This window comes from Agreia bicolorata, from assembly GCF_000938265.1.
GTDB classification, from domain to species: Bacteria; Actinomycetota; Actinomycetes; order Actinomycetales; family Microbacteriaceae; genus Agreia; species Agreia bicolorata.
In genome coordinates this window covers 44441-65746 of record NZ_JYFC01000004.1, presented here as the reverse complement: position 1 = coordinate 65746, position 21306 = coordinate 44441, and the positions used below count along the sequence as shown (strand labels likewise).

Genomic DNA, 21306 nt, shown 5'->3' with positions numbered 1-21306 from the left:
TGTGACGGGTGTCAGAGCACCTTGCGGAGGAAATCTCTGGTGCGGGGGTGACGCGGCTTCGACAGCACCTGGCTGGGCGTTCCCTCTTCGAGGATCTCGCCCTGCTCGAGGAACACGACGCGGTCGGCGACTTCGCGGGCGAAGCCGATCTCATGGGTCACGATGATGAGGGTCGTGCCACTCTTCGAGAGCTCCCGGATGACGTCGAGCACCTCCCCGACGAGCTCGGGGTCGAGCGCGCTGGTCGGCTCGTCGAACAGCAGTACCTTCGGGTTCAGGGCAAGCGCGCGGGCGATGGCCACACGCTGCTGCTGCCCTCCGGAGAGCTGCCGCGGGTAGTGGTGCTCTTTGTCTGCCAGCCCGACCCTCGCGAGCAGAGCCTTCGCCTGTTCGCGGGCCTCCGCCTTGGTCGCCCGTTTGAGTGCGACAGGCGCCTCGACGACGTTCTCGAGCGCGGTGAGGTGCGGAAACAGGTTGAAGTTCTGAAAAACGATGCCGATCTGCGTTCGACGCTCGAGAACGTTCTTCTCCGGCAGCTCGTGCAGCCGCCCGGAGCGGAGCTCGTAGCCGATGTATTGTCCATCGACGGTGACCGATCCGGTGTCGACCGTTTCGAGGTGGTTGATCGTACGCAGCAGCGTCGATTTGCCTGAGCCCGACGGACCGATGAGAGCGATGACCTCTCCGGGCTGCACCGTCAGCGACACGTCGCGCAGCACCCGCACGGCTCCATAGCTCTTCGAGACGTCGGTGATCTCGACCAGCCCGACCGTGGCCCGCACCGGCTTCGCAGGAAGCGGAATCGCCTGCTCATCGAACGAACGAATGAACGTCGGTGTACTCATGATCCACTTCCTAGAACAATGTCGTGACGTCGGTTCTTCTCGGCAGCGAGCGGGTCGTCGGTCGTCTCGTCGCCGAGGCGCGCCCACTGCTGCTTCACCCAGGCCGTCGCCCGCTGGATGGGCGTGGGCGGCAGCTCGCGGTGCGCGCCGCGGGCGTAATGGCGCTCGACGTAGAACTGGATGATCGAGAGCACGGTCGTGATGATCGCGTACCAGACCACCGCAACGAGCAGCAGCGGAATGACGCGCTGGTTGCGGTTGTAGATCACCTGCACCGTGTAGAAGAGCTCGGGCAGCGCCACGACGAACACAACCGACGTACCCTTCACCAGACCGATGACCTCGTTGAAGAAGTTGGGCAGAATGGCCCGAGCAGCCTGCGGCAGGATGATGCGGAAGAACCGCACCCGACGAGGCAGGCCCAGGGCGGCAGACGCCTCGAGCTGGCCCTGATCGACAGACAGGATGCCTCCGCGAATGATCTCCGCGAAATAGGCGGCCTGGTGCAGCGTGAGTCCGATGGTGGCCGCGGCAAACGCCGTGATCAAGGTCGTGGTCGAGAACGAGACCAGCCAGAAGTCCGTCGTGAACGGAGTTCCGAGCCCCAGCGTCGGGTAGAGGTAGCCCAGGTTGTACCAGACGAGAATCTGCACCAGCAGCGGCACCGAGCGGAAGAACCAGATGTAGGCGTAGGCCGCCCCGCTCAGCAGGGGCGACTTCGAGAGCCTGAAGTTCGCCAGTACCGCACCCAGGATGAACCCGCCGATCACGGAGACGACCGTGAGGCCGAGGGTCACGCCGAGGCTATTGAGCACCGACTGCGAAAAGAAGTACTCGGCGAACACGTTCCACTCGTACTGCTTGTTCGTAACGAGCGACCACACGAATTGCAGCACCACGAAGGCCACGAGCGCGCTCAGCACCCACCGCCACCAGTGCCGCGCAGGCACGACTTTCACCGCCCGTTCCCTGAGCTTGTCGAAGGGCTCCGCCTTGCCTGTCGGCGCATCCCTCTTCGACAGGCTCAGGGAACGGTTCGACGGGCGCGGGGAACGCACGGCGAGGCTGTCGTTATGGGCCGTCGTGATGCCGGCCACGTCGAGGGGCGTGTCATCCAGGCTCTTGGCGAACCCGTGCACGACGACCTCTTCGGGGTCGAGCGTGGTGTCGAACAGCGGCGTGTAACCGGTCTGAAAGTACAGGTGCTTCGCCTCGGGCTGGCGCGGCCCGGTCGTGAGATACGCCCGCGTGTATCCGCGGCGCACCGCCTCGCCTTCGAGCTCCTTCACTACGCGGCGGGCGAGGCCCTGCCTCCGATGCGCCGACGAGGTCCAGATGCGCTTGAGTTCCGCCGTATGGTCATCGAATCTCTTATATGCGCCTCCGGCTATGGCAACGCCATCGCGCAGCAGAAGTACGAACGCGCCGCCTTCTTCAGGCGAGAACGCCGCCGCCGGGTACCGCGTGATCTCGGCCGACGCTTTCTCGCCGAAGAACTCGCCGTAGCGCGCGTCGTACTCCTGCTCGAGCTCGCGAAGCAGCGGCTCGGCGATCGCATCATCGGCCGAGACGTAGACGAAACGCTCGGTTCCGCGCGGGGTCTGGTCAAGCAGCGTCACGGGATGCCTCCGGCTGAGTCGACGCCGACGCCTGGGCGGCGGCCGCGTCACGCTTCGCGACCTCGTCGCGAACGAGCGGAATGACATAGCGGCCGAAGTCGATCGTGTCGTTCATGAAGTCGTAGCCGCGAGCCGAGATGATGTCGACGCCGAGGTCGATGTAGTCGAGCAGGGCCGCGGCCACCGTCTCAGGAGTTCCGACGAGGGCGTTCGAGTTGCCGCGCCCACCGGATGCCGCGGCAGGCCGCGTCCACAGAGCCCGGTCGAAGCGTTCGCCCTGGTTCGCGATCGAGAGGAGCCTCTGCGATCCGGCGTTCTCGGGGTTCTTCGGGTCGCCGACGAACGAGCTCGGTGCGGCCTGCGCCTGCCGCGCCTCGATCTTCCCGAGGATCTCCTCGGCCTTCTTCCACGCCAGTTCCTCAGTGGCGCCGAGGATCGGGCGGAACGCGACCTGGATGCGGGGTCGCTCGGTGCGTCCGACCGCGAGCGCCTCGACCGTGATGCGCTCGATCTGCTCTGCGGTGTTCGCCAGCGGCTCGCCCCAGAGCGCGTAGATGTCGGCGTCGGCAGCACCGATGCGGTACGCGGCATCGCTGGAGCCACCAAACGAGATCTGCGGCCGCGGCTGCTGCACGGGCCAGATGTCGCTGACGAAGTTCTCGAAGCGGTAATGCTCTCCGTCGAAGCTGAACGGCTCGCGGCTTGTCCACGCCTTCTTCACGATGCGGATGTACTCGCCGGTGCGAGCGTAGCGCTCGTCCTTCGTGAGGAAATCGCCCTCCGCCGCCTGGTCGGCGGTCGAACCGCCCGTGATGACGTGCACGTTGAGGCGTCCGTCGCTGATCTGGTCGAGCGTCGCGAAGACCTTGGCCGCATAGGTGGGGTACGACACGTTGGGCCGGTGCGCGAGCAGGATCTTGAGGTGATCGAGCTTCGACGCGATGTAGGCCGCCGCGGTCGCCGGGTCGGGAGCACCCGAGTGATAAGCGAACAGGATCCGATCCCAGCCGTTGTCTTCATGAGCACGGGCGAACCGCAGCGTGTAGTCCTTGTCGAAACTGGCGCCGGAACGGGCCTGGGTCTCGCCGCCGTCATTGAGCCCGGCGATGCCGAGGAATTCGATGGGCATATCTGCCTCCTTCTTCTTAGGTCTCGACACGGGCCGTGTCGCGTTGGTGAGACGCTAGGTGCGGCTGCGCAAGCGGGCCAAGCAGATTCGTTCACAATTCGTCACGTCGTCACGCGGGGTCACAAACCTCGATTTCGATGGACGAAACGTTGACGGTTGTGACATGTCGCACGCGCCCAACTCCCCCATCGCCCCGCACGAGTTCCAGATCGCCCTCATCGGCGGCGGCCCTCGGGGAGCCGGGGTTCTCGAGCGCCTCGCAGCAAACCTGCCCGAGCTGTGGACCACCGACGCACGGATCGTCATCCACGTGATCGACCCGCATCCGGCCGGCCCCGGGCGCATCTGGCGCTTCGCGCAGTCGCCCCTTCTCAAGCTCAACTCGATGGCGGCTGACGTCACGATGTTCACCGACGAGTCCTCGACGATCGACGGACCGGTGCGGCCGGGCCCGTCGCTCATCGAGTGGGCGCGCCTAGTGAACGCGGGCGATATCGCGATCCCCCGAGTCGATGCGCGTCTGCGCCAGGAGATCGAGAACCTCTCGCCGGCGAGCTTTCCGACCAGGCGGCTGCAGAGCCTCTACCTCAGTTGGTTCTTCGCGGATGCCGTGGGTCTGCTCCCCGAGACCGTTACGGTCGTCGTGCACCAGGCATCCGCCGTCGAGACCATCGACGAGGGGCCGACCCATCGCATCCGGCTCGATGACGGGGTATCGATCACGGCCGACATCGTGCTGTACTCGCTCGGCCATACGGGTGCCGAGGCCGAGCCCGAGCACGCAGCCCTCATCGACTTCGCCGGCCGCCGCGAGTTGTTCTACCTGCCACCCGCATTCACAGCGGATGCCGACACCCGGCCGATCGTGCCCGGCCAGCGCGTTATTGTGCGTGGCATGGGCCTCGCGGCAGTCGATCTCACGGTGCTGCTCACCGAGGGAAGGGGCGGACGTTTCGACCGAGGTGACGACGGGGTGCTGCGCTACACGGCATCCGGACTCGAGCCGCGGTTGTATTTCGGGTCGCGACGCGGCGTGCCGTATCACTCGAAGATCTCGTCGACCCTCGTGGGAGAGCGGCCCGAGGCCCGGTACTTCACACCGTCGATCGCGCGCTCACTCGAGGAGTCGCTGCCGGCGCTCGACCTCAGCGTCGACGTGTGGCCCCTGATCGCGAAGGACATGCTCTGGGGCTACTACCGCGAGCTCTTCACAGGGCATCCCGAGCGGGTTGAGTCGAGTTGGGACTCGTTCGCTCAGGTCTTCGACCGGCTCGATCCGCGAGCCCTCCTGCTCGCGTCGCCGCACATCGATGTCGACGACAGCACGCCCCGCGGCCATGCCATCCCGGTGTTCGACGCGCTCGCCGGTGACGACGACCTCATCGCGCACGACGCGCAGGCCTTCGTCGACCTGGTCGAGGGCAGTGTCGCTTACGCCGACGACAGACTGTTCCTGCCGGAGCTCGACCGGCCGCTGGGCGGCGCGTTGGTTGCTGACCCAAGTGAGCTGCAAGATCTCGTGCGCGACTACATCCGCACCGATCTGGCCTTGCGCACGCGGCCCGAACACAGCGCCACGCTCGGCCTGTTCGTCGCCCTGCTCACGAGCCTCTTCACTCTCTCCGACATCGTCGACTCACCCAAGTGGACGGCCCAGTCGCGGGTTCGCGACATTCACGGCTGGTGGCTCGGCTACTTCAGCTTCATCGCCAGCGGGCCACCCGCGCACCGCCTCGAAGAGCTCGTTGCTCTCTCGGAGGCCGGCATCGTGGAGTTTCTTGGCGCAGGCATCTGGGTGGAGGCCGACGAGGAGGCGGGCATCTTCAAAGCCGGCAGCGCCACAACGCCGGTCACCGTCACCGCGAGCGCCCTGGTGGATGCGCGGCTGCCCGCGACGGCGATCGCGCGCAGCGACAACGAGCTGCTGAGGTCGCTGGTCACGAGCGGAGCCGGGCTCGAGGAGGTCGTCTCCGATGGAGCGTTCACGGCCAGCACGGGCAGGCTGTCGGTGCGGCAGTTGGACACCAGGATTCTCGGCGCCGGCGGGCAGCACTCGTCGAGGCAGTACGCGATCGGACCGTATACGAACTCTCCCTTTGTCGGGGCGTTCTCGCGCCCTCGCACGAATGCGATCTCGTTCCGAGAGAACGACAAGGTCGCTCGCGCCATCCTGAACCGCCTCGCCGAGCTGGCAGAGGAACGTGGTCTCGCTACGCCCCCTCGTTCCTCGGGGACTACTCGACCGGTGCCGTCCTCCCCCGCGCAGGTGGTGTCCGCCGGCTGACTCAACTGCCCGAGTGAGCAGAAACGGTCGCTCGTGTGAACCCTTACCGGCCATTTCTGCTCACTCGGCGACGGCGCACACCGCGGGATGGCGTGATCAGCGGCGCAGCGCCTTGCGCGCGAGGTAGTTGCCCAAGAACTGCACCAACTGAACGATCACGATGATCACCAGCACCGCCGCCCACGTGACCACAGGGTGGAACTGGCGGTACCCGTACTGAATTGCGAACGTTCCGAGGCCGCCTCCTCCGACGTAGCCGGCCACCGCCGACATGTCGACGAGCGCCACCACGATGAACGTGTACCCGAGAATCAGCGGGCCGAGCGCCTCGGGAATCAGCAGCGTCAGCATGATGCGACTGCGGCTCGCCCCGACCGACCTCGCGGCCTCGATGACTCCGGGCTGCACGGTGAGCAGATTCTGCTCCACGATGCGGCTGATGCCGAACGCCGCCGCCAACGACAGCGTGAAGATGATCGCGGTGTTGCCGATTCCGGTGCCGGTGACGAAGCGCGCGAGAGGTTGGGCCGCCGCGAGAAAGATGATGAACGGAATCGGTCGGAACACGTTGACGAGCACATTGAGCACCCCGAAAACAGGCCGGTTCGAGAACAGGCTGTTCGACCTGGTCGTATACAGGCCGAGACCGAGGATGAGCCCGCCAAGACCTCCGAAGATCAGGCTGAGACCCACGATGTAGAGCGTCTCGTAGCTGGCCTCCCAGAGCTTGGGCAGCAGAGGAATCAGGTCATCCATGGCGCGGGGCCTCCGTGAGGTCTACGTGGTTCGCGATCGCGGCGAGCGCGCCGTCGATAGCGGCGTCGTCGCCCGTCAGCGCGAGGGTGAGATGGCCGAAGACACGGCCCCGGATGTCGTTGATGCCGCCGTAGATCAGCTCGAACGCGACGCCGGCCTGGGCGAGATCAGAGAACACGGCCCCCTGCGACGTGTTGCCGTCGCGGAACGACAGGGTCACGATGCGCCCCGGATGCCGCTGCCGCAGCGCGACGAGTTCGGCCTCGGAGGGAACACCCTGCACGACGGTCGACACGAAGCGCTGTGACGACGCTCCTTCGGCTTCGAGAACACGTCGAACACGTCGCCCTGTTCCACGATGCGCCCGCCATCCATGACCGCGACCTTCGTGGCCAGCGTCTGGATGACATCCATCTCGTGAGTGATGACCACGATCGTGACGCCGAACTCGGTGTTCACGCGCTTCAACAGCTCGAGCACCTCGTGGGTGGTCTCCGGGTCGAGCGCGCTGGTCGCCTCGTCGGCGAGCAGGATGCGGGGGCTCGTCGCGAGAGCACGCGCGATACCGACCCGCTGCTTCTGCCCTCCCGACAGCTGCTCGGGGTAGTTGCGGGCCTTGTCGGCGAGACCCACGAAGTCGAGCAGCTCGGCGACGCGCAGGGCGATGTCTGCACGTGGCGTCTTGGCGACCTCGAGGGGGTACGCGACGTTGCCTGCGACCGTCTTCGAGTTGAAGAGGTTGAACTGCTGAAAGATCATGCCGATGCCGAGGCGCAGGCGGCGGAGCTCGCCCTCTTTCATGCGAGTCACCTCATCGCCGTCGACCAGGATGCTGCCGCTCGTGGCGTTCTCCAGGGCGTTGATGAGTCGAACGAGGGTGCTCTTGCCCGCCCCGGAGTATCCGATGATTCCGTAGATGTCTCCCGCCTCGATGTCGAGGTTCAGGCCCTCGACGGCGTGCACGACGGCACCGCCGCGCTGTGAGGGCGGATACGACTTGGTGACGTCGCGCAGGCTGATGAGAGGCATCGAGCGGATCAGCCCTTGGCCTTGATGTCGGCCTGCACCGTGTCGAGCGAGGTCTGCAGGTCAGAGACGGGGGTCTTCACGAAAACGGCGGTTCCACCCGAGTTCTCCTGCACCGCGTCGGTGACCGTCTTCGTGTCCTGGTAGATCGACACGAGCTTCTTGAAGGTCTCGTTGTCTTTGTCTTCGGCGCGGGCGGCGAAGATGTTCACGTAGGGCAGCGCGTTGGGATCAGAGGGGTCGTCCTGCGCGATCGCGTCGTCGAAGGTGAGGCCCGCGTCGGCGACGAAGTCGTTGTTGATGATCGCGGCGCCCACGTCGGGCAGTGAGGTGGGGGTGAGCGATGCCTCGAGCGTCGTGACCTTCACCGTCGACTTGTCGGTGTCGACGTCGTCGACGGTCGAGAAGATACTTCCTCCGTCTTTCAGCTCGACCAGGCCGGCCGACTGCAGCACGAGCAGGGCGCGCGACAGATTGGACTCGTCGTTCGGAATGGCGACGGTGTCGCCCTTCTTGATGTCCTTCACCGACGTGTACTTCGTGGAGTAGAGCGCGAGCGGGTAGATGGCCGTAGCTCCGACGGGCACGAGATTCTCGCCCGATGCCTCGTTGTACTGGGCGAGATACACGATGTGCTGGAACTGGTTGAGGTCGATCTCGTCCTCGGAGAGAGCGGGGTTCGGCTGCGGGTACTCGGTGAAATCGACGATGTCGACCGAGATGCCCTCGTCGGCTGCGGCCTTCTTGTAGATCTCCCAGTAGGGGTCGCTGGCGCCGACGACGCCGAGCTTCACGGGGTTGTCGGCGGTGCCCTTCTCAGCGTCGGCTGCGGATCCGGCGCACCCCGCGAGTGCTGCGATGAGGGGAAGAGTGGCTGCTGCGGCCAGGATCTTCTTGGAGAGAGACATGGTGCTTCCTTTCGTGGAGCAGGTGCTTTCGTGGAGCAGCTGTCCACGCTACGTACACCCCGAACGGGTCACGAAACGAAGATGTAACAAAGCGACTTGCGCTGTGTCTGGCGCCGATCGCTCAGATCCCGATAAAGTCTCGAGAGTTGAACGAGATGGGGATTCTGTGACGACGTGTGTTCTTGCTGCGACCGGGTTCGATTCGGGGCCGCTGCTCCTCGTTATCGCCGTCGTTCTTCTTGCTGCGGGAAGCGCGGCCTGGCTGCTGCTCGGCCGACGTAAGCGCGGCGCGAGCGCGGCGGTGTTCGCGGCCGTTCCGCTTCTTGTGCTTGCCCTCATTGCATCGGGCGGCGTCTCCGCCACTCCAGCCAGCGCTGCAGAACTGTGCCCGCCGGGGATGAGCGCTCCCGTGACGACGACCCCCACCACGACCGGCCCTGTCACGCCCATCGACTTCGAGCCCGGCGCCGCCGGAATCGGCGACAGCTACTTTCCGCTCGACGGCAACGGCGGCTACGACGTGCAGCACTACGACCTCGACCTCGCCTATGCTCCGGACACCGACGTGATCTCAGGCACGACCACCGTTACCGCGGTCGCCACCCAGAACCTCTCGGCGTTCAACCTCGACTTCGACACGCGCGATGTGAACGGCGACGACGCCATCACGATCTCATCGATCACCGTCGATGGCGAGGCCGCCACCTGGAGCCTCGCCTCCACCCAGATCAGCAAGTCCACCGGCCAGCCGCAGGCCGAGGGGTCGGGCGACGACAACGCCACGCCCCCGCGCACCGAGCTGACCGTCGTGCCGCCCGCGGGCATCCCGCTCGGCGCCACCATCACGACGGCCGTCACCTACAGTGGCGTGCCGATCGTCGTCGACGACGCCTTCGGCCCTGCCGGAATGTTCCCAACGCCGACCGGCGCGGTCGTCGTTGGACAGCCCCGCGTCGCGGCGACCTGGTTCCCATCGAACGACCACCCGAGCGACAAGGCCACGTTCTCAACGCGCATGACCGTTCCCACGGGTCTCAAGGTCATCGGCAACGGGCGCCTTGCAGGGCAGTCCACCACCGGCGGCTTCGACACCTTCGACTGGGAGATGGAGAAGCCGATGGCGACCTATCTCGCGACGGCGACGGTGGGTGACTTCGACGTCGAACCCACAACGGTCGACGGAATCACCTACGTCGACGCGATCGACCAGACACTCTTCGACCGCGACGTCGACGGCGCGCCCGGGGTCAAGGTGGGCGACATCGCTTCGCAGATCTTCGCGACCGAGCCCGAGGTCATCGACTTCCTGTCGACGTACTTCGGCCCCTATCCCTTCTCCGAAGCCGGTGGCATTGCCATCGGCTACATCGACGAGGGGTCAGGAACAGACCTTCCGTACGCACTCGAAAACCAGACTCGGCCGATCTATCCCGCATGGGCGTTCCCGGCCGACGTCGACGCCAGTGTGGTCGTGCATGAACTCGCTCACCAGTGGTACGGCGACAACCTGTCGATGAACCGCTGGTCGGACATCTGGCTCAATGAGGGCTTCGCGACCTATGCCGAGTGGCTATGGGAGGAGCACCAGGGCGGCAAGACGACGCAGCAGAGCTTCGATTCGAAGTATTCCCGTTCCTCGAACTCGCCGTTCTGGCAGACCATCGTCGCAGACCCTGGCGCGGCCGGAATCTTCGACGATGCTGTGTACTCCCGCGGCGCCATGACCCTGCAGGCCCTGCGCGTCGAGGTCGGCGACGACGCGTTCTTCGCCATCCTCAAGGGATGGGCCACGGAGAACGCCGGTACCTCGGTGTCGACGGCCCAGTTCGTCGACTACGCCGAGAGTGTCTCGGGCAAGGACCTCACCGACTTCTTCAACACGTGGATCTACACGGCAGGAAAGCCTGCGCTCGACTGAGCGACCGCGCGGACTCGCCACCGTGCCAGAACCAGCAGCGCCAGGCCGACGGCCAGCAGAACGATCGCCAGCGCCCCGAACACCACAGCCCCGACGATGGAGAAAAAGGACACAACAGGACCCACGGTGAAGCGGCCATCCGGCACAGGACCGTCGCAGGTGATCTGGAGCACGCCTGACGCGGCGGTGGCGAAGCTTCCCTGCGCGTCCCAGCGCTCCGGCAGCAGCAGTCCCTGTTGAGTCATCTCGGGCCTGAGACCGATCTCCTCACCGTCGAGATCGCCGGTGCATGAGATGTCGCCCCACTGGTCGTTGGGCGTGACATACACGGCGTGGTCTCCGCGCGACACCTCCACCGTCATCGTCTCGCCGAACGGCACAGACGGTGCCAGCTGAAACCCGGCGCCGAGTACCAGGAACGCTCCGCCCAGCAGCGCGATCACTCCCAGGGCGCTGAGGATCAACCCGCCGACGGTCAGCGCGCGCGACGGTGGTGTCTTGGCCTTCGACTCGTGCATACGCACCATTTCGTTCGATCTCCCACCCACCGCGGAAGTTCCAACGAGCCTACAAGCGACCGCTCTCGTGTCACGATGGGGAGTTCTTCCCCTCGACAAGAGCTGGCCTCCGACTATTCGGTCGGCGTGACGGGTTCGATTGGCCGGTAGTGGCGCAGCACCGGCGAGAGCGGGGTAGTCGGCGTGCGCACCGCCACGTCGAAGCGCTGCAGCATCGCCGGCGTGGTCGGCGTCAGCTCGATGCGGCACTCCAGCTCGCCCGTGCGGCCGGGAATCGTCCAGGCGACGTGAGCCGGCGCGACAGACCAGGTGAGCCGGGCGTCGAGCGGCGGCGTGCCGTCGGCATCCAGAACCCCGCCAACCTCGGCGATCGCAGCCGCGATGCGCGCGTCGCGCACCTCGGCCGGCACGTCGCCGAGCAGGTTCGGGCTGAAGATCGTGGGCGGCACGGCGGCATCGAGGATGCGCCTCGAACCGCGAACGGCCGCGTCGACGGCGAGGGCGGCCTCCACGGTCGACGGCCACAGCGGGATGCGCCGAGCGGGTTCGTCGAGCTCGCCGAGCACCAAGCGCAGCATGCCGGCCGCCGCGACGGACAGCTTGAGCCCGTTGGTGTTGCCGAAGACCACGGCGCCGATGCCCGACTCGAGGTGCCAGCGCATGTTCGACGACCAGCCGGGCAGGCCACCCGAATGCTGGGCGAAGAGCCCGAATCGCACGTCGTGCTCCACATAGAGGCCGAGCCCGTAGCCCTGCGCCTCGAGGGTCGGTTCGGCGGTGTGGTCGGCCGCGCCCGGCGCGACGGTATGGATGCGCTGCATCTCACGTCGCGATGCCCGGCTGAGAATGGCGTCGTCGATGTTCGACGGGTCGAAGGCGCTGGAGAGCCACGCGCTCCACCGGGCGATGTCTGGTGGCGTGCTGAACATGCTCGCCGCGCAGGCCCCGATGCCTCCGCCCACGACGGGGCGAGAGACCCAGCTCGCGCCTTTGTCATAGCTCGTGTAGCCGTGCGCGATGCCGTCGCCGAGCTCGCCGTCGCCCGCGAAATCGGCGGGCTTGTAGCCCGTGCTCGTCAGTCCGAGCGGCTCGAGGAACGTCTCGCGTGCGAACTGTTCGAAGCCCTGACCGGCCAGATCTTCGACGATCACGCCCAGCAGCCAGAAACCCACGTTGGAGTACTGGAATCCCGTACCCGGGAGGCCAGCGAAGCCGAGCCCCGCCTCCACGACGGCCAGAAAGTCGGCACGCGAGAGGGCTAGCTCGTGATCGGCCCACCCGTTGTCCTCCGGCAGCCCCGAGGAGTTGCTCATAAGCATCCGAACCGTCACGGGCTGCACCACGCCGGCGTCGTCGACCGGGTCGCGGAACTGCGGCACCAGGTCGGAGACACGGTCGTCGAGCGACAGCAGTCCGCGGTCGCGCAGCACGAGCACCGCGGCGATGCAGAAGCTCTTCGACATCGAGGCGATGCGGTAGATCGTCTGTGCGCCGGGGGCACGGCCGTCGAGTTGGAACTCGCCGACTCCGTGGTGGAACAGCACACCATGGCGATCGAACACGGCGTAGCTGAGCGACGGGCTCACCAGCTCGGTGTCGTCGAACCACGCGCGCAGGCGTGAGACGACATCGGGCGAGAGCGTGGTTGCGCGGGTCACGAGTGCTCCGTTCAGGGTCAGAAGGATGAGAGGGTGCGCGGGGTCAGCGGGTTTCGGATGCCGGGCCGGCGTGGGCAGCGTCGTCGACCGCCGAGCCACCGATGGCCTGGCCCATCCAGGTGAGCGCGCGCCAGCCCGACTCCGGGGTGCCCTCGAGCACAACGACGCCTGTATTGCTGAGCGAGTGTTCGGCAGAGAAGTCGGCGCTCACGTTCTCGGCGCGGGCGCCCACCCAGGAACGGATGATCGCACCGTGCGACACGATCGCGACGGCGGGGAAGCCGGTGGCCGCGGCCTCCGCGATGACCTCGTCGTAGCGGGTGTACACCTCGACGCCCGACTCGGCCCCGGGCATCCGGCGGTCGACATCGCCGTCGGCCCAGGCGATGACGGTCTCCATGTAGGTGCGCACGGCATCGGTGTCGTTGCGCATCTCGAGGTCACCTGCATCCACCTCGCGAAGGCCTGCGCGGATCTCTACCGTGAGGCCGCGGGCCTCGGCGAGCGGAGCAGCGGTGAGCTGGGCACGCAGCTGCGTCGAGGCGAAGATCGCTCCGATCGGCTCGGCGACGAGGCCGGCGGGAACGGCGTCTGCCTGCTCGAGACCGAGCTCGGTGAGGCCGGGGCCGGGGATCGCGGTGTCGAGGGCCCCGATGATGTTCGACGGGGTCTGGCCATGACGGATCAGCAATAGACGCATCCTTCGAGATTACCGGCCCCGCTCGTCGAGCCTGTCGAGACGCACCCCTTCGACAAGCTCAGGCAACGGACCGCTCAGCGCGGAGTAGCGGAGTAGTGCCCAGCCAGCCGCCGCAGCCCCTCGTCGAGGCTCACCGCGGGCCGCCATTGCAGCTCCGAGCGGGTGCGGCGCTGGTCGAACCAGTGCGCCGTCGACAGCTGCTCAGCAAGAAAGCGCGTCATCGGGGGCTCGTCCGCTCCCGGCTTGACGCGCCACACCACCTCGATCAGAGAACCGGCGGCACGGGCGACGCCCGCCGGAACGCTCCACGCGGGCGCGGCAACGCCTGCCGCCGCGCAGATTCCGCCCAGCAGCTCGGCCACCGGCCGCGGCTCACCGTTGGTGATCACGTAGGCATTGCCGTGCACCTCGTCGACTCGTTCGAGGGCGGCGGCGATCGCGGAGGCCGCGTTGTCGATGTACGTCGAGTCGATCAGGGCGGCGCCACGATCGAGCAGGGGAAGCCTGCCCGCACGCGCCCGCTCGACAATGCGCTCGACGAGCTGCGTGTCGCCCGGTCCCCACACCAGGTGCGGCCGCACGGCGACCACCCGCAGCGACCCGGAGTCGGACCCCAGCGCCAGCAGCTCCGCGAGCGCCTTCGTGCGGGCGTACTCGCCGCGCGCGTGCCGAGGGTCGGCCGGCTGCGCGTCGTCGCCGACGATGGATGCCCCGGCGTGCGCCACCGACGGCGACGACACGAACACGAGGCGGCCGACTCCTGCGTCGCGCATCGATGCGAGAAGAGCGCGGGTGCCCTCGACGTTCACGGCCTCGAACTCGGCCGGGTCGCCCGCCAACGAGACCTTCGCGGCCAGGTGCACCACGGCATCCATGCCCTCGACGGCCCGCGCGACGTCGGCCGTCGAGGTCAGCGACCCAAGAACGTCGTCGACACCGTCGACACCGGATGGCCGCCGCTGGAACGTGCGCACCTCGTGCCCGGCGACGGCAATCTCGCGCGCGACGGCTCCGCCGAGAAAGCCGCTGGCTCCCGTGACGAGAACCCTCACGGCGCGCTCAACTTCGCGCCCGAGAGCACACCCTCGGCCCAGCGCGACAGGGCCGAGCGGTCGATCTTCGAGTTGTGCCGAATGTCGGTGGGCAGGGCGGCGACGACCAGCACCGCCGCGATGTCGAGCCCTGTCGCGTGGCGAACGGCCGCTGCCAGCTCGCTGTCGCCGAGCGCGGCAGGGCGGCTCGCGGCAGGCTCGGTCTCGAGCACGGCGACGAGCTGCTGCGTGCCGCGAGGGCCGATGCCGGCGAGGGCCGCCCTGTTCACTCCGAGCAGCGACTCGATCTTCTGCTCGGGACCGACCGGGGTGATCACTCCGGCGGCCGTGACGATCACGTGGGGAAGGCGGCCCTCCACCCAGAGGCGTCCGGCGGAGTCGAGATGTCCGACGTCTCCGGTGCGGTGCCACCTCTCGCCCTGGTCGCCGGCCGAGGCCGGAACCGAGTCGGCGTCCGCCACGCGGTTCGTCGCCCAGAGCCTGTCGTATGACTGTTTCAGGTGCGGAGCCGAGAGCACGATCTCACCCGTGACACCCGGCTGCTCGCTCGGCTCGCCACCGGGCATCCCATTCTCGTCGAGAGCCGCGATGCGCACGCGCACCGACCCTGCGGGAGCTCCGACGCAGACGCCGCCGGCGTGCTCGCCATCGGGCAGCGCGGCGGCATCGTCTGCGGCAGCGCGGATGCCCTCGAGCGTGATGTCGGTCATGAGCAGTCCCTCGGTCATGCCGTAGGGGGTGTGCGGGGTGGCGTTCGGCATCAGGCGACCGGCCGCCGCAAGCAGCGACTCGGGCACGGGGGCGCCGGCCGAGAGAAAGGTCTTCACGCCCGCGAGGGCCGCGGTGTCGGCGAGGCCCAGGGCATCCGAGGTGGCGACCACGTTCGCGAGCGCGGCCGGTGAGAGAAAGACGACCGACGCATCCACCGCCGCCGCGGCCTCGGCCGTGGCCTTCGCGGTGAGCGTGCGCGGCGAGGTGACATTCATGTCGGGGGTGACCGAGCGGGCACCGAGGGCAGGGCCGAGCAGGGCGAAGGGAGCGAATCCGGCGACGAGGCCGGTGCCCACGCCGATGTCGTACTGCGACGAGAGGGCGTCACGCACGGCCTCGAGCTGGGCGTGCGTGTACACGACGCCCTTGGCCGGCCCCGTCGATCCCGACGTGAAGAGAACGGCGGCCACAGCGGATGCCGCGGGCGGCTCGGGCAGAGATTCGTCGGCTCCCAGCCGCGCGATTTCGCCGAGGGAGTGACGCACGCCGAGTGCGAGCGCGGTGGGCAGGGGAAGCGTGGCGGTGGAGATCTTCTGGCCGGGCCAGGAGAACGCGCGGGCCACAGTGAGTCCTGGGAGGGCGCCGATCACGTGGTCGGGGCGGGCGCCGCGCACGGCGCGGGTCAGGCCCGGCAGGCCGAGGCCCGCGTCGGCGACGACCACGACCGCGCCGATGCGCAGGCAGGCGTAGAGCACCGCGGTGAGGTCGGCGCTCGGCGGGATGAGAAGGGAGACGCGGTCGCCGGGCTTGACTCCTGCGCGCACGAGGCCGGCGGCAAGCTGGCGCACCCGCCTCGACAGCAGCCTCCACGAGACGGCGCGGTAAGGCTTCATGTCGACGAGCGCGATATCGGTGCTGCCGCGCAGCTCGTCAAGCACGCTCCAGAGGGGTCGCTTCGAAGCCTTTTGTTCCCTGAGCTTGTCGACGGGGAGCTCGTCGACGGAATCGGTTCCCTTCGACAGGCTCAGGGAACGGGCCTCCAGCCAGCCCAGAACAACCGGCGCGTACTCCACGTCCTCCGCGATCATGTGCCCGGCGCCCTCGAACCTGTGGATGTCGGCCTGCGGCATCCGCTCGGCGAGATCGTCGAGATACGTGTCGGAGAAGATCGGGTCTCGCGGCCCCCACAGCATGAGCGAAGGAACACCGAGCTCGCGCACTCCGGCGGCGATGCGCTCGAGCTCGTTCCACGAGCGGTGCTGCTCGTCGACCGGGATGTCGGCCACGAACGCGCCGATGCCGCCTCGCCTGTCGGCGGAGCGGTAGGGCGCCCGGTATCCGTTCTTGACGTCGGCGGCGAGCGCCGGATGCGCGAGCGCCAGCGTCGTCTCGAGAAAGGCGGGCGTTGCCACGGTCGCGCGCCCCAGCATGCCGCGCTGCAGAGTAAGGCGCAGCGGCCACGGGATGGCCCGGTCTTCGGGCTGGTGAATCGCGGTGTTCAGCAGCACGACGCCGGCGAGCAGCTCGGAGTGGTCGACCGCCCAGCCCATCGAGACGACGCCGCCCCAGTCATGGCCGACGGTGACGACGGGGCCGGTGAGCTCGAGGGCATCTGTGAGAGCCGAGAGATCGGCGACCCGGCGCTCTAGCCCACGCTCGGTGCCCGTGCGCTCCGAGAAGCCCATCTCTAGCTGGTCGACGGCGACGACCCGCCACACGCCACTCGAGACCAAGCCGGAGCCTGTCTCTGCGGCCGTGGTGGCGGCATCCGTCGCGGCGGCCACGAGCCCACGCCACAGATACGACCAGGTGGGGTTGCCGTGAACGCAGAGCAGCGTTCCCACAGGCGTCACGCCGAGCTCGTCGAGCACGGGACCGTTGTCGAGCAGGTGCCAGGTGGCCGAACGACCGGAGTCGCCGTCGGCAACCGTAACGAGACGCGAGAATCGCGCATCCATGCCCGGCAGACCTGCCGGGGGAAGCGATGCGGGTGCGGTGCGACCCGCCGACCGGGGCAGGCGGGAGGAACCGTGACTCACCAGGCGATCTCCATCATGGAGGTGTTGAGGCCCGAGCCGACGCCCATCAGCAGAACGCGATTGCCGCGCACGAGCTTCGAGGCCTCTTGAGCGAGCGTGATCGGAATCGACGCGGGGCCGACGTTGCCGAGCAGGGGGAAGGTCACGGGAACGCGGGTCGCGTCGAGGTTCGCGGCCTTGACGATGGCGTTGGTGTGCACCGACGAGACCTGGTGCATGATGTAGCGGTCCATGTGCGACCAGCTCCATTGGCGCTTGGCGTCTTTCCAGGCGCTGACCACGAGCTCCATGCCGCCCTTGAGCAGCGCCTTCGCGTCGGTGAACATGCCGTCGACGCTTCCGACGCAGAGGTCGTTGAACTGGGTGGCCGCGCGGGTGATGCCGCCGAGCATGCGATGGCCCTCCGGATGCAGGTCGGCCCGGCCGATCACGGCCGCCGCGGCCCCCGAGCCCAGTGTGAGGCTCGCGAACTCGCTCATGAAGTCCTTGCGCTTGATGCCCTCGCGGCCCAGGCGCTCGATGGTGTTGACCTGGATCTCGTCGGCATCTTCGCCGTCGATGATCACCGCGTAGTCGATCTGGCCCGCGTCGATGAGCTGGCCCGCGAGCGCCATGCCGTTCACGAATCCGAGGCAGGCGTTGGCGATGTCGAAGTTGGTGGCCGAGCTCGGCAACCCCAGACCGTGATGGATGCGCACAGCGACCGACGGCTCGAGATGCTTGCGGGTCACCGAGGTGTTGATGAGCAGGCCCACCTGGTCGGGCCGGATGCCCGCCTCGGCGAGTGCCTTCTTGCCCGCCTCGATGGCGGCATCGTCGAAGGTCTGGCCCTCGCCCCAGTTGCGTCGCTCGTGCACTCCGGCGACGCGCTGCAGGAGCCCGGTGGGAAGCTTGAGGCGTTTGAGCGAGGGAGCGAGGCGACGATCGATCTCGGCTGATGTCGTGATTCGGGTCGCCATGGTGGTTGCGACCGACAGAAGTGCGACATTGCGGTGAGTCGTCGTAGCGTTTCCGTCCAACGGAGGTTCCTATCGAGTTGTGTTCGTGGGGTGCGGCTCGCAAACTGAGCGATCGTCCACAGGAGAGTTTAGTTCCTCACAAGCTGGGGGTTGCCCTGCTTGACTCTCACTGCCCCGGCGCGGGGGTTCCTGCCGAGCGCGGTGGCTGGGCCACGGCGCTGGGCGGGAACTCCCGCGTTCGCGCTGGCGCTACTTGACCGCGGCCGCGATAGCGTCGACAAGAGGCGTGCTCTCGCGCCCGAGAAGCCGCTGCAGGTCTCGGGATTCGGTGAACAGGTCACCGCGGCTCGTCGCAACCTCAAGGGCGGTCACGAAGCCTGCGGTTCCGGCGTCGAGTCCGACGCTCTCGAGGATCGCCGTGTTCTCTTCTGGGGTGACATCGCGATAGACGATGGTCGTGCCGGTCGCCGACGACAGCGCCGCCGCGAGGTCGCTCATCGTGAACGCGGGAGCCCCACCCAGCTCGTAGACAGCGTTCTCGTGGCCCTGCTGCACGAGCGCCGCCGCTGCGGCGGCCGCGAAGTCTGCGCGAGTCGCAGCCGAGACGCGACCGTCGCCCGACGCTCCGACGATCTCTCCCGTAGCGCGGTACTGCTCGACCTGACCGAGATAGTTCTCGATGTACCAGCCGTTGCGCAGAATGGTGAAGGCGACACCGGATGCCCGCAGCGCCTCTTCGGTCGCCTTGTGCTCAGGGGCCAGAACGAGCTCGGTGGTGTCGGCACGCAGCACGCTCGTGTAGACGATGCGTGAGACACCGGCGGCCTTCGCCGCCTCGATCACGTTGGTGTGCTGCGCGACGCGCTGGCCCACCTCGCTGCCGGAGACCAGCAGCAGCGCATCGACGCCGGCGAGCGCGCCGGCGAGAGTGTCGGGAGCGGAGTAATCGGCGGTGCGCACCTCGACGCCCTGCTCTGCGAGGTCGGCGACCTTCGACGGGGTGCGAACGAGGGCGACGATGTCGCCCGCAGCGACTCCCGACTCGATGAGTGAGGCGATAGCGTGGCGCCCAAACGGTCCTGATGCTCCGGTGACGGCGTAGGTGGTCATGATGTTGCTCCTTCTCAAAGGCTTTCGTTCGTGTAGCACTAACTATTACACAGTACCCACGAATGCGCAGCGCGCGCTACGATAGGGGCATGACAGATCAGGAAACTCCGAGCAACGAGCTCGTAACCTCTGTCTTCGCGCGCGACTGCACCTCGCGCGCGGCCCTCGAAGACGTCTCGACGAAGTGGTCGAGCCTGGCCCTTCTCGCGCTCGGCGAAGGCGACTTCCGCTTCAACGCACTGCGGCGCAAGGTCGAGGGAGTCAGCGAGAAAATGCTCTCGCAGACACTGCAGACTCTCGAGCGCGACGGAATGGTCACCCGCGAGGTGCACTCGACCATTCCGCCCCGCGTGGAGTACTCCCTCACCGCGCTCGGCACCCTCGTCGCCGAGAACCTGCGCACCCTCGCCGACCTGCTCGAGGCATCCGCCCCCGACATCGGCACGTCACGCGCCACCTACGACGAGGCCCGCGCGTAGCACGCCTCGCGCGGCATCCGCGCCCCATTGGTACATCCGCGCCCGGTCGTCCGGTAGCGGATGCGCCGAACGGGCGCGGACACCGGGCGTGCTGCGGCGCTAGTGACCCGTGTTCGTGCGGCGAGGAAGCGCGAACACCAGAATGAACGCCAGCACCGCGAAGCCGAGCGAAACGACCATCGCGGCGGCCGCGGCATCCGTGAACCCGGTGGCCACCGCATCCGCCGTCTTGCCGCCGATGACCAGGCTGCCGAAGAATACGCTGCCGATCACCGCGATGCCCACGGCGCTTCCGATGCGCTGCACGGCACCGATCACGCCACTGGCCGCGCCCGCCTCACGCGGGTCGACGGTCGCCACGATGAACTGCGCGTTCGGGGCGATGAACAGCCCGTTGCCGAGACCGGCGATGAGCAGTGGCGCGATGAGCAGCCAGTTGGTGAGGTCTGCGGCGTTCGTCAGCAGCAGCACGAGCCACAGCCAGGCAAGACCGATGACGACCAGCAGGGTTCCGATGATGAGAACCGTCCGGCCGAGGCGCTGCGTCAGTCTGTTGCTCTGCGAGCTGCCCACGATGCTTCCGATCGCGAACGGAATCGACACGATGCCCGACTCGAGGGCGGTGTGACCGAGGCCCGACTGCCAGAGGATCGAGATCGTGAAGAAGATGCTGGTGAAGGCGGCGAAGTAGACCAGGGCGAGGATGACTCCCCCGGTGAACGCGGGATGCGAGAACAGCCGCGGCGGAACCAGAGGGCTGCGTCCGCGCTTCGTGTAAGCGACCTCCCACGCGCCGAACGCGACCATCAGCAGCGCGCCCGCGATCAGCGAGAGGATGGTCCAGAGCGGCCAGCCCGTGTCCTGGCCCTCGATCAGCGGAACGAGCAACGCGATGAGGCTCGCCGACACCAGCACGAGTCCGATCCAGTCGAGGCCCGAGCGATCGGCGTGGCTCGCCTCCTCCTCGCTCTGCTTCGGCAGCAGGATGGCCGCCGCCACGAGCGTCGCGATGCCGATGGGCAGGTTGACCCAGAACACGAGCCGCCATCCGTCGGTCTCGCCGAACGCCTGAATGAGCAGGCCACCGATGATCGGGCCCAGAGCCGACGAGACTCCGATGACGGCGCCCATGATGGCGAAGGCCTTGCCGCGCACGCGACCGGGGAAGAGCAGCTGGATGAACGCGGTCACAGCGGGCACGAACACACCGCCGGCGAGACCCTGAACGACGCGCGCGATCACCAGCTGCACGTCGTCTTGCGCGAGCCCGCAGAAGAGGCTGGCGATCGTGAACAGGGCGAGGCCGGTGAAGAAGACCCACTTGTGCCCGATGCGGTCGCCGATGCGGCCGGCGGGAATCAGCGCGAGACCGAACGCAAGCGCATAGCCGGAGATGATCCACGAGAGCGTGCCCTCGCTCGCGTCGAGCGTGGTGCGGATCGTCGGCAGCGCCACGTTGACGATGGTGGTGTCGAGCAAAGCCATGAACATGCCGGCGAGCAGCACGATAAGCGCCTGCCACGCCCGCCGCGAAACGACGGGAGCGGCGGAGGAGGAAGAGGGGTTGTCGCCCCGGGTAGTTTCAGCCACGAACG

16 protein-coding genes and 2 pseudogenes are annotated in these 21306 nt (G+C 67.5%); 3 read left to right on the top strand and 15 right to left on the bottom strand.

Features of this window, described 5'->3' with window-relative positions; translation table 11 throughout:
- Positions 1–11: 11 nt before the first annotated feature.
- From TZ00_RS10505 to TZ00_RS10495, 4 genes and pseudogenes are all read right to left on the bottom strand, one after another.
- A complete protein-coding gene (locus TZ00_RS10505) occupies positions 12–845 on the bottom strand; it encodes an amino acid ABC transporter ATP-binding protein (RefSeq protein WP_084606048.1) in 834 nt (277 codons plus the stop codon).
- Positions 842–1873, bottom strand: a complete 1032-nt coding sequence (locus tag TZ00_RS20395) for an amino acid ABC transporter permease (protein ID WP_420796232.1) — start codon at positions 1871–1873, stop codon at positions 842–844. Before TZ00_RS20395 ends, TZ00_RS10505 begins: the two co-directional genes overlap by 4 nt.
- A gap of 156 nt (positions 1874–2029) precedes the next feature.
- Positions 2030–2551: pseudogene (locus tag TZ00_RS20390) on the bottom strand (GNAT family N-acetyltransferase); the annotation flags it as partial.
- Positions 2451–3593, bottom strand: a complete 1143-nt coding sequence (locus TZ00_RS10495; RefSeq protein ID WP_044441596.1) for an LLM class flavin-dependent oxidoreductase — start codon at positions 3591–3593, stop codon at positions 2451–2453. The gene TZ00_RS10495 and the pseudogene TZ00_RS20390, both read right to left, overlap by 101 nt.
- A 163-nt stretch (positions 3594–3756) precedes the next feature.
- On the opposite strand from TZ00_RS10495, the gene TZ00_RS10490 reads away from it, so the two are divergent.
- Positions 3757–5877, top strand: a complete 2121-nt coding sequence (locus TZ00_RS10490) for an FAD/NAD(P)-binding protein (protein WP_052521483.1) — start codon at positions 3757–3759, stop codon at positions 5875–5877.
- A 96-nt stretch (positions 5878–5973) separates the two neighbouring features.
- Here TZ00_RS10490 and TZ00_RS10485 read toward each other — a convergent pair whose 3' ends face one another.
- The 3 genes and pseudogenes from TZ00_RS10485 to TZ00_RS10475 form a co-directional block, all read right to left on the bottom strand.
- Positions 5974–6633, bottom strand: coding sequence for a methionine ABC transporter permease (locus tag TZ00_RS10485; protein ID WP_044441595.1), 660 nt, complete (start codon positions 6631–6633; stop codon positions 5974–5976).
- A pseudogene (locus TZ00_RS10480) lies at positions 6626–7662 on the bottom strand (methionine ABC transporter ATP-binding protein). The gene TZ00_RS10485 and the pseudogene TZ00_RS10480 overlap by 8 nt, the downstream one beginning before the upstream one ends.
- 8 nt (positions 7663–7670) lie before the next feature.
- Complete coding sequence (locus TZ00_RS10475; protein ID WP_044441594.1) at positions 7671–8567, bottom strand: MetQ/NlpA family ABC transporter substrate-binding protein; 897 nt, start codon at positions 8565–8567, stop codon at positions 7671–7673.
- A 166-nt stretch (positions 8568–8733) separates the two neighbouring features.
- Between TZ00_RS10475 and TZ00_RS10470 the strand changes: the two genes are divergently transcribed.
- On the top strand, positions 8734–10485 hold the full coding sequence (locus TZ00_RS10470) for a M1 family metallopeptidase (RefSeq protein ID WP_202965845.1): 1752 nt from the start codon (positions 8734–8736) through the stop codon (positions 10483–10485).
- On the opposite strand, the gene TZ00_RS10465 is transcribed toward TZ00_RS10470, so the two are convergent.
- The 7 genes from TZ00_RS10465 to TZ00_RS10435 all read right to left on the bottom strand — a co-directional run bounded on the left by TZ00_RS10465 (position 10455) and on the right by TZ00_RS10435 (position 19232).
- Complete coding sequence (locus TZ00_RS10465) at positions 10455–11012, bottom strand: hypothetical protein (protein ID WP_152631164.1); 558 nt, start codon at positions 11010–11012, stop codon at positions 10455–10457. The two genes, TZ00_RS10470 and TZ00_RS10465, sit on opposite strands and share 31 nt — an antisense overlap.
- Before the next feature lie 104 nt (positions 11013–11116).
- Positions 11117–12661, bottom strand: a complete 1545-nt coding sequence (locus TZ00_RS10460; protein WP_161793762.1) for a serine hydrolase domain-containing protein — start codon at positions 12659–12661, stop codon at positions 11117–11119.
- 43 nt (positions 12662–12704) lie between these two features.
- The gene (locus tag TZ00_RS10455) at positions 12705–13361 is read right to left on the bottom strand and encodes a histidine phosphatase family protein (protein ID WP_044441592.1); all 657 of its coding nucleotides are present in this window, start codon (positions 13359–13361) and stop codon (positions 12705–12707) included.
- Positions 13362–13435: 74 nt separating this feature from the next.
- On the bottom strand, positions 13436–14413 hold the full coding sequence (locus tag TZ00_RS10450; protein ID WP_044441591.1) for an NAD-dependent epimerase/dehydratase family protein: 978 nt from the start codon (positions 14411–14413) through the stop codon (positions 13436–13438).
- The gene (locus TZ00_RS10445) at positions 14410–17082 is read right to left on the bottom strand and encodes an alpha/beta fold hydrolase (protein ID WP_044441907.1); all 2673 of its coding nucleotides are present in this window, start codon (positions 17080–17082) and stop codon (positions 14410–14412) included. Before TZ00_RS10445 ends, TZ00_RS10450 begins: the two co-directional genes overlap by 4 nt.
- A 77-nt stretch (positions 17083–17159) precedes the next feature.
- Entirely contained in the window at positions 17160–18182 is a 1023-nt protein-coding gene (locus TZ00_RS10440; RefSeq protein ID WP_044441590.1) for a 3-oxoacyl-ACP synthase III, read from the bottom strand.
- A 189-nt stretch (positions 18183–18371) separates the two neighbouring features.
- Positions 18372–19232: an SDR family oxidoreductase gene (locus tag TZ00_RS10435; RefSeq protein WP_044441589.1), complete on the bottom strand. Its 861-nt coding sequence runs from the start codon at positions 19230–19232 to the stop codon at positions 18372–18374.
- Between the two features lie 89 nt (positions 19233–19321).
- On the opposite strand from TZ00_RS10435, the gene TZ00_RS10430 reads away from it, so the two are divergent.
- Positions 19322–19711, top strand: coding sequence for a winged helix-turn-helix transcriptional regulator (locus TZ00_RS10430; protein WP_044441587.1), 390 nt, complete (start codon positions 19322–19324; stop codon positions 19709–19711).
- Between the two features lie 99 nt (positions 19712–19810).
- Here TZ00_RS10430 and TZ00_RS10425 read toward each other — a convergent pair whose 3' ends face one another.
- Positions 19811–21301: an MFS transporter gene (locus TZ00_RS10425; RefSeq protein ID WP_044441906.1), complete on the bottom strand. Its 1491-nt coding sequence runs from the start codon at positions 21299–21301 to the stop codon at positions 19811–19813.
- Between the last annotated feature and the right edge of the window lie 5 nt (positions 21302–21306).